We start from the raw sequence: 8053 nt of genomic DNA on the forward strand, positions 1-8053 counted from the left end.
CGCTGACATAGCTGCGCCAGCCGCCAAGCTTGGCGGTTTCGTAATGACCGAGGGAAATCCAGAAGCGGTCGTTGGCCAGTTGCTGCAAACGTTGAGGATCGATGTGAGGCGCGGCGGACAGCGGGGCGCAGACACAGAGCGCCAGCCAGGCAAGGCGTTTGAGCATAGGTGGCAACTTAAGTCGAAAGAAAAAAAATCCCGGATCGGGGGTAATCACTGCACCCTGTGGCGAGGGGATTTATCCCCGCTGGGCTGCGAAGCGGCCCCATAAGCTGTGTCACCAATGCGTCGGATACATCGCATGCACAGGTTTTACGACTGCTTCGCAGCCGAACGGGGATAAATCCCCTCGCTACAGACCGTATTCAAAATAAAACCCGCTTCCCGAAGGAAGCGGGCGGGGTCGAGCTTAAGCCTGAGTTGCGTACTTGGCCAGACGTGGGTCCGACTTCAGTACTGCCAGGGTGTTGGTATGCACGTCTTCAGCGGTCACGTCAGCTTTGCTGAAGATCTGCTGGAAGTGCTCGTGGGTCACTTGCGCGAAGTGCGCGCGATCTTCCGGTGCTACGCCCAGGACCACGGCATAAGTGGTCAGCGCTTCGCCATTGCCTTTGGCCATGTCTTCGGACAGCTCGTTCATCATGCCATTCATGGCGAACCAGGATTTGCCGCCATAAGTCAGGGACGCGTTGGTCGAGCAGCCGTTGGTGCCGGAGGTCATACCGAAGGTAGCGTTACCGGAAGTGCCGTTGGTGGTGGAAGCAAGGAAGTGCGCCGGGGTGCCACGCTGACCTTCGAACAGCATGTTGCCCCAACCGCAATCCGGGCCGCCCGGGGCTTGCGCCATTGCGTTGATGGATACAGCGGTGAAGAGAGTACCGAGAAGAATCCGTTTCATAGCTTTGTTCTCTTTATGTGCATACCAATGGACAGGGTTCTGGCCCTTCGTGCTCTGCCCGAGGACAAAGCCGAAAGTGTCAGTGGGCCGGTATTAGTTCCAGCCGCGCAGTTTGGAGTTTAGGCACGTTCCAGCGGTTCCGTGACTTTTTGCAAAATATTTGGAATAAACCTCTGATTTATCGGGACGCGTCGGCCGGCCGCGCGCTTGTCTATGCTTTGTCATGTGGCGCGCCTTGCCAGTGGGGCACGGGCAGCGCCAGAATGCCGCTACCTGCCCCGCCTGATTGTTAAGGAAGCCCGATGCCTGATCCTGTTGCTGCCAGCCTGCGTCTTGCGCCCGAAGCGCTGACTCGTCCGTTTTCCGCTGAACAGTTCAGCTTCACTAGCACCAATGATCTGGAGCCCTTTCGCGGTGTGCTCGGCCAGGAACGCGCGGTCGAAGCCTTGCAGTTCGGTGTGGCGATGCCACGTCCCGGTTACAACGTATTCGTCATGGGCGAGCCCGGCACCGGCCGTTTCTCGTTCGTCAAACGCTACCTGAAAGCCGAAGGCAAGCGCCTGCAGACCCCGGCGGACTGGGTCTACGTCAACAACTTCGATGAGCCGCGCGAACCACGTGCCCTGGAGCTGCCATCGGGCACGGCGGCCTCGTTCATCGGCGACATCAACGGCCTGATCGACAACCTGCTGGCGACTTTTCCAGCAGTTTTCGAACACCCGTCCTACCAGCAGAAAAAAAGCGCCATCGACCGCGCCTTCAACCAGCGCTACGACAAGGCGCTGGACATCATCGAGCGCCTGGCCCTGGAAAAAGACGTCGCCCTGTACCGCGACAGCAGCAATATCGCCTTCACCCCGATGCTCGACGGCAAGGCCCTGGACGAAGCCGAATTCGCGCAGTTGCCGGAAGCCGAGCGCGAGCGTTTTCACGATGACATTTCCGGCCTCGAAGAGCGCCTGAACGAAGAACTCGCCAGCCTGCCGCAGTGGAAGCGCGAGTCGAACAATCAACTGCGCCACCTCAATGAAGAAACCATCACCCTGGCCTTGCAGCCGTTGCTGGCGCCGCTGTCGGAAAAGTACGCGGAGAACGCCGGGGTCTGCGGTTACCTGCAAGCGATGCAGGTGTATCTGCTGAAAACCGTGGTCGAGCAACTGGTCGACGACAGCAAGACCGACGCCGTCGCGCGCAAGTTGCTGGAAGAACAATACGCACCGAGCCTGGTGGTCGGGCATCCGGCCAGCGGCGGTGCACCGGTGGTATTCGAACCGCATCCGACCTACGAAAACCTGTTCGGCCGCATCGAGTACACCACCGATCAGGGCGCGCTCTACACCACTTACCGGCAGTTGCGTCCGGGTGCGCTGCACCGCGCCAATGGTGGTTTCCTGATTCTTGAAGCGGAAAAAATGCTCAGCGAGCCGTTCGTGTGGGATGCGCTCAAACGCGCCCTGCAATCGCGCAAACTGAAAATGGAATCGCCGCTGGGCGAGATGGGCCGCTTCGCCACCATGACCCTGAACCCGCAGCACATTCCGCTGCAGGTCAAAGTCATCATCATCGGTGCGCGGCAGCTGTATTACACGCTGCAGGATCTCGATCCGGACTTCCAGGAGATGTTCCGCGTTCTGGTCGACTTCGACGAAGACATCCCGATGGTCGACGAAAGCCTTGAGCAGTTCGCCCAGCTCCTGAAAACCCGTACTTCGGAAGAAGGCATGGCGCCGCTGACCGCCGATGCGGTGGCGCGGCTGGCGACCTACAGCGCACGGCTGGCCGAGCATCAGGGGCGCTTGTCGGCGCGCATTGGCGATCTGTTCCAACTGGTCAGCGAGGCGGATTTCATTCGCCATCTGGCCGGCGATGAAATGACGGACGCAGGCCATATCGAACGCGCCCTGAAAGCCAAGGCCACCCGCACCGGGCGGGTCTCGGCACGGATTCTGGACGACATGCTCGCCGGGATCATCCTCATCGACACCGATGGCGCGGCAGTCGGCAAGTGCAACGGGCTGACGGTGCTGGAAGTCGGCGATTCGGCGTTCGGCGTGCCGGCGCGGATTTCCGCCACGGTGTACCCGGGCGGCAGCGGCATCGTCGACATCGAGCGTGAGGTCAACCTCGGCCAGCCGATCCACTCCAAAGGCGTGATGATTCTCACCGGTTATCTGGGCAGCCGTTACGCCCAGGAATTCCCGCTGGCGATCTCGGCGAGCATTGCGCTGGAACAGTCGTACGGTTACGTCGACGGCGACAGCGCATCGCTGGGCGAGGCGTGCACGCTGATTTCGGCGCTGTCGAAAACCCCGCTCAAGCAATGTTTTGCCATCACCGGTTCGATCAACCAGTTCGGCGAAGTGCAGGCAGTCGGCGGGGTCAACGAGAAGATCGAAGGCTTCTTCCGCCTCTGCGAAGCGCGCGGCCTGACCGGCGAGCAGGGCGCGATCATTCCCCAGGCCAACGTCGCCACGCTGATGCTCGATGAGAAAGTCCTCGCCGCCGTGCGCGCCGGGCAGTTCCACGTATATGCGGTGCGTCAGGCCGATGAGGCGCTGAGCCTGCTGGTGGGTGAGCCGGCCGGGGAGCCGAACGCCGATGGCGAATTCCCCGAAGGCAGCATCAATGCGCGAGTGGTCGAGCGCCTGCGCGATATCGCCGAGATGATCAGCGAAGAGGACTTGAAAGAGGCTGAGAAGGAACTGGCGCAGGAGGCCCTCGCCGAAGCCAAACCGGCCTGATCAGTTCTTTCCAGACCCTGTGGGAGCGAGCCTGCTCGCGAAAGCGCTGTATCAGTCGACGAATGAGTTGGCTGGTCCATCGTCTTCGCGAGCAGGCTCGCTCCCACAGTGCTTTTCCAGATTGATCTCTGCGGGGATCTTCGGGGAATGTGCCACTACTCTGACGCCAATATTCACACAATGACCATTCGGCGCCTTCTGGTTCCATTTGGCTTGCGCGGGACACTTTTCTTCTATTCTCAGGTCAAGGATATCGACAGTATCACTGGATCGAGCCAGTCCTCCCGTGGGGGCTGAATACCGGCTTTACCGAGGGTCGCCGCCATGTCGCGCAACCTCTGTCTCACCCGTCAATGCCTGGGTCTGGTGACCCGTATCGAATGCGCCGTCAAGCCGCTGGCCGGCGACAACGGCATGTGGACGCTGCTCTTCGCGGCCGGCATGGCCGGCGAACAACCTTCCGCGATAAAAGCCCAAGGCCCGTTCCACGGCCCGGTCGCGGCCGAGTCGATTCTCGACACCATCGTTGAAAGCCTGACCTTGCATGGTTACGAACTGGCCGATGATCCGCAGATCTGGAGCCTGCACCTGCAAGCGCAGTTGCGGCAGATCAACGGCGGCCGTGGGCGCAGTCTCAACGGTTAAGGCGTTGTCTGGTCCACCTGCGCCTTGTCGAGCTTGACCTCAAAGCCGTATTGCACGGTGGCGAGGTCGGTGCGCTGATAGGTTTCCACGCGAGTCGGGCGACCGTAAAAATAGTGCACGCCGAGTAGCGCCGGGCCTTCGGTGCTGGCGTCGTGGCTGACCGAAAGAATCTGCTTGAGGTAGTGGCCACTGTCGTCCTTGACGAAGAAACGCCATTCGTTGGCCGGGAAGGTTTTCAGGTCGACCACCAGCGTGTTGTCCTTGATCGCCAGGCCTTTGGGCAATGACTGCGCGTCGTAGGATTGCTTGGCCACCGTGGCCAGAAACAACGGCATCGAGCCCACGGCAATCGCCGGGGTTTCCGGAAACAGGTTCAGATCATAAGTAATCGTCGCTTGCAGCGGATCGACCTGGTACGCCTCGGGCGGCAGTTCGATCGGCTCGTCGAGTTTGCCGCCGCGCTTTTCCGTGAAGAAGGTCACCGGGCTGACACCGGGGTTGAGTTCGTCGCCAAGCAATTCGTCATTGAAGGTGCGGCGGTGGGAGAACTCGATACGCGCCGCGCTCGGCTCTTCCACCGATTGATGAATGCGCACGCCGGCCTTCAATTGTTCCTCGGTCAGGTGCGCGCCTTTGAGCCAGTTGGCGGCGAGATCGTCATACACCACAACTGGCAGGTCCAGCGGCTGCACGGCTTTGGCCGTGGTGTGCGGATTGAAGGTGCGCACCGGCAGGTCCAGGGATTTGCGCGTCACCGTTGCCGAGGAGAAGTCGAGCACGCTGACTTCCAGTGTGTCGATCGGGCCGTGGAAATACACCTTGTTGTAGCGGCGCGGGTGGTCTTTCTCGAAGGCTTGCTGGTCGTCGCTGAGCTGTTTTTCCAGAGAGTCGCTCCAGCTCTTCTGTTTTTGTAACTGCGTCAGTTGCTTCTGGTAAAACTCGACCTGCTCCGGGCTTTCGTTGATCGAGCCGGCGCGCACCAGGTATTCGCCGCTGGCGTCGCGGGCCTGGACGATCAGCGGATTGATCCGGGTTTCGGCGACTTCCGCTGCCAGCGGCAGGCTGTTGCTGACTTCGACCTCGGCATAGTTCTTTTCCAGCTTGAGCAGTTTGACGCTGAGGTTGTCGTTGCTGCGGGTCTGGCCGACGTCTTTCTGCGTCAGGTCAAAGCTGTACAGCCGCCGGGGCGCGATGACTTCGACCTGGCCTTGCAGGCTGACCGGTTGCGGCAGGCTTTTCTTGTCGACGTTGAGGCCATCGATGAACGGGTAGGTCACCGTCAGGTCATCGGGGTTGGTCACGTTGGAGCTGGACGGGCTGAGCTGAATGCCTGGATCGGTCTCCGACCACTCCGGCTGCCAGGCGATCACGCGTTTGTTGCTCAACGTGACCGAGTGCCACTCGATGCCGTGCGGGAACAGGAAACCGCCGGGAATGTTCAGGTTGAACGGGAATACCGGCTGCAGATCGGTGAGGTAATCCGAGCTGGCGTCCTTGTGCAGCACGAACAGGCCATTGATGAAGGTATCGACCAGCGCTTGCGGGGTAGGGTAGTGCTTGAGCACGGCGAGGGCGTCTGCGCCGTATTCGGTGTGCGGCGCGATGTCGTCGAGCTTGAGCCGGGCGCGCTCGAGCAACAGCAGCGAACCGCCGAGTTCGGTGATGGCGTCCTTGAGCTTGGGATCGCTGATCGTGTCCAGTGACTGTTCGAAGGTGGCGGTCTTTTCGTCGAGGTTGGCGACTTGTTTTTCATCGCCGGGCGAGCAACCGCCGATGAGCAAGGCGAGGCAGATTCCGGCAGTCGTCAAGGCTGATCGCACATCCATTTCCACGCGTCCTGTCCACTGTCATTGGGCTGTCAATGCTTTGGACACTAGCAGAAAAACTTTGTCACACACACGCAGGTGGCGGATTTTCCGGTGGTTTCTGGCTGTCACAGCGGGCTGTTATACTCGCCGCCATTTCCAGCCCTTTGTGTGAGAGTCAATGGAACGCTTTATCGAAAATGCAATGTACGCCACCCGCTGGCTGCTGGCGCCGATCTACATCGGCCTGTCCCTCGGTCTGCTGGCGCTGGCATTGAAGTTCTTCCAGGAAATCATCCATATCCTGCCCAACGTCTTCGCCATGGCTGAATCGGATCTGATCTTGGTGCTGCTGTCGCTGATCGACATGGCGCTGGTGGGTGGTCTGCTGGTGATGGTGATGATTTCCGGCTACGAGAACTTCGTCTCGCAACTGGACATCGACGAAGGCAAAGAGAAGCTCAGCTGGCTGGGCACCATGGACTCGTCGTCGCTGAAGATGAAAGTCGCGGCGTCGATCGTGGCGATTTCTTCGATCCACCTGCTGCGCATCTTCATGGATGCCAAGAACGTCGATCCCGAGCATCTGATGTGGTACGTGATCATTCACATGACTTTTGTGGTGTCCGCGTTTGCCATGGGTTACCTGGACAAGGTCACCAAGCACTGATCAGCCGATCAAGGCAAAAAAACCGCCCGTCTGTTGCGAAACAGACGGGCGGTTTCGTATGTGGCTTGTGCTTTCAAGCGCAGCGGCCTATGCCTGTAACGGTGCGATTCGCCACGGTGTGAGGTGCTTCCATGAACCTGCAAGAGTTGAACGCGTTTGCTGTTGCCAAAAAGGTCGACGAGTTGAACCTGATCTCCATGGAAGGAGGCATTTACCTGTTGGAAGCGAGGATGCATGGGACGGCGTATCCGTTGAGCGATCTCAAGGGCAATATGCTGACGCTGCGATCAGTGGAGCACGCGCGGGATCTGCTGCATGCCTTTCCGGTACTGCCCTTCAATCTTGTGCACACCTCGGTCCATGACGAAATGTGTGGCCTGGTCGCTGACCTCGATGAAAGCCTGAAAGTGCCGCTCGCCTAGCGTTCGGCCCTGTAGCCCCGGCCCCAAGTCCGGGGTATCTGTGCTAGTCTGCTCGCCCTTTTGGTTCCGGGCGCGCCGGGACGCGCTGTGCACGCACGGCAAGTCCTGTGGCCGTCCGCACAGCGGAGCAGTGTCATGTCCGAAGTAAATCTGTCCACCGACGAAACCCGCGTCAGCTACGGTATCGGCCGTCAACTCGGCGACCAGCTGCGCGACAACCCGCCACCGGGTGTCAGCCTGGACGCGATCCTGGCCGGTCTGACCGACGCTTTCGCCGGCAAGCCAAGCCGTGTTGGCCAGGAAGAAATGTCCGCCAGCTTCAAAGTGATCCGCGAGATCATGCAAGCCGAAGCAGCTGCCAAGGCTGAAGCCGCGGCTGGCGAAGGCCTGGCCTTCCTCGCCGAAAACGCCAAGCGTGACGGCATCACCACCCTGGCTTCCGGCCTGCAATTCGAAGTACTGACTCAGGGCGATGGCGCCAAGCCGACCCGTGAAGACCAGGTGCGTACGCATTACCACGGCACGCTGATCGACGGCACTGTGTTCGACAGCTCCTACGAGCGCGGCCAGCCTGCAGAATTCCCGGTTGGCGGCGTGATCGCTGGCTGGACCGAAGCCCTGCAACTGATGAATGCCGGCAGCAAATGGCGCCTGTACGTGCCGAGCGAACTGGCTTACGGCGCACAAGGCGTGGGCAGCATCCCGCCGCACAGCGTTCTGGTATTCGACGTCGAGCTGCTCGACGTTCTGTAATACCGAGCCTGCTTGATGGCAGGCCAATGTAGGAGTGAGCCTGCTCGCGAACGCGGTGTGTCAGTTGTTGATTGGCTATCTGACACACCGCTATCGCGAGCAGGCTCACTCCTACAGTT

General features: G+C 60.2%; 8 protein-coding genes. 5 read left to right on the plus strand and 3 right to left on the minus strand.

Annotation, left to right across the window (positions count from 1 at the left end; genetic code table 11):
* Together OQK_RS32010 and OQK_RS15025 are read right to left on the minus strand one after the other, a co-directional pair.
* The coding region (locus OQK_RS32010; RefSeq protein ID WP_177318479.1) for a hypothetical protein at positions 1 to 166 on the minus strand (166 nt) is incomplete at its 3' end.
* Between the two features lie 243 nt (positions 167 to 409).
* The gene (locus OQK_RS15025; protein WP_016773112.1) at positions 410 to 898 is read right to left on the minus strand and encodes a DUF3015 domain-containing protein; all 489 of its coding nucleotides are present in this window, start codon (positions 896 to 898) and stop codon (positions 410 to 412) included.
* Positions 899 to 1200: 302 nt separating this feature from the next.
* Here OQK_RS15025 and OQK_RS15030 point away from each other — a divergent pair, with 302 nt between their 5' ends.
* Positions 1201 to 3639: a Lon protease family protein gene (locus OQK_RS15030; protein WP_016773113.1), complete on the plus strand. Its 2439-nt coding sequence runs from the start codon at positions 1201 to 1203 to the stop codon at positions 3637 to 3639.
* A gap of 324 nt (positions 3640 to 3963) precedes the next feature.
* Complete coding sequence (locus OQK_RS15035) at positions 3964 to 4284, plus strand: PA4575 family protein (RefSeq protein WP_016773114.1); 321 nt, start codon at positions 3964 to 3966, stop codon at positions 4282 to 4284.
* Here OQK_RS15035 and OQK_RS15040 read toward each other — a convergent pair.
* Positions 4281 to 6110, minus strand: a complete 1830-nt coding sequence (locus OQK_RS15040) for a hypothetical protein (protein ID WP_016773115.1) — start codon at positions 6108 to 6110, stop codon at positions 4281 to 4283. The two genes, OQK_RS15035 and OQK_RS15040, sit on opposite strands and share 4 nt — an antisense overlap.
* A 160-nt stretch (positions 6111 to 6270) precedes the next feature.
* Here OQK_RS15040 and OQK_RS15045 point away from each other — a divergent pair, with 160 nt between their 5' ends.
* From OQK_RS15045 to OQK_RS15055, 3 genes are all read left to right on the plus strand, one after another.
* Entirely contained in the window at positions 6271 to 6759 is a 489-nt protein-coding gene (locus OQK_RS15045) for a TIGR00645 family protein (protein ID WP_016773116.1), read from the plus strand.
* 131 nt (positions 6760 to 6890) lie between these two features.
* Entirely contained in the window at positions 6891 to 7181 is a 291-nt protein-coding gene (locus OQK_RS15050) for a DUF6482 family protein (RefSeq protein ID WP_038860975.1), read from the plus strand.
* A 135-nt stretch (positions 7182 to 7316) separates the two neighbouring features.
* On the plus strand, positions 7317 to 7934 hold the full coding sequence (locus OQK_RS15055) for an FKBP-type peptidyl-prolyl cis-trans isomerase (protein WP_016773117.1): 618 nt from the start codon (positions 7317 to 7319) through the stop codon (positions 7932 to 7934).
* Positions 7935 to 8053: the final 119 nt, after the last annotated feature.

This window comes from Pseudomonas sp. R62 (assembly GCF_000257605.1).
GTDB classification, from domain to species: domain Bacteria; phylum Pseudomonadota; class Gammaproteobacteria; order Pseudomonadales; family Pseudomonadaceae; genus Aquipseudomonas; species Aquipseudomonas atacamensis.

What these genes read in the sequence shown, in the direction of transcription:
- OQK_RS15025 (WP_016773112.1), bottom strand. Translation starts at nt 898, where the DNA reads ATGAAACGGATTCTTCTCGGTACTCTCTTCACCGCTGTATCCATCAAC.
- OQK_RS15050 (WP_038860975.1), top strand. Translation starts at nt 6,891, where the DNA reads ATGAACCTGCAAGAGTTGAACGCGTTTGCTGTTGCCAAAAAGGTCGAC.
- OQK_RS15055 (WP_016773117.1), top strand. Translation starts at nt 7,317, where the DNA reads ATGTCCGAAGTAAATCTGTCCACCGACGAAACCCGCGTCAGCTACGGT.
- OQK_RS15035 (WP_016773114.1), top strand. Translation starts at nt 3,964, where the DNA reads ATGTCGCGCAACCTCTGTCTCACCCGTCAATGCCTGGGTCTGGTGACC.
- OQK_RS15045 (WP_016773116.1), top strand. Translation starts at nt 6,271, where the DNA reads ATGGAACGCTTTATCGAAAATGCAATGTACGCCACCCGCTGGCTGCTG.
- OQK_RS15030 (WP_016773113.1), top strand. Translation starts at nt 1,201, where the DNA reads ATGCCTGATCCTGTTGCTGCCAGCCTGCGTCTTGCGCCCGAAGCGCTG.
- OQK_RS15040 (WP_016773115.1), bottom strand. Translation starts at nt 6,110, where the DNA reads ATGGATGTGCGATCAGCCTTGACGACTGCCGGAATCTGCCTCGCCTTG.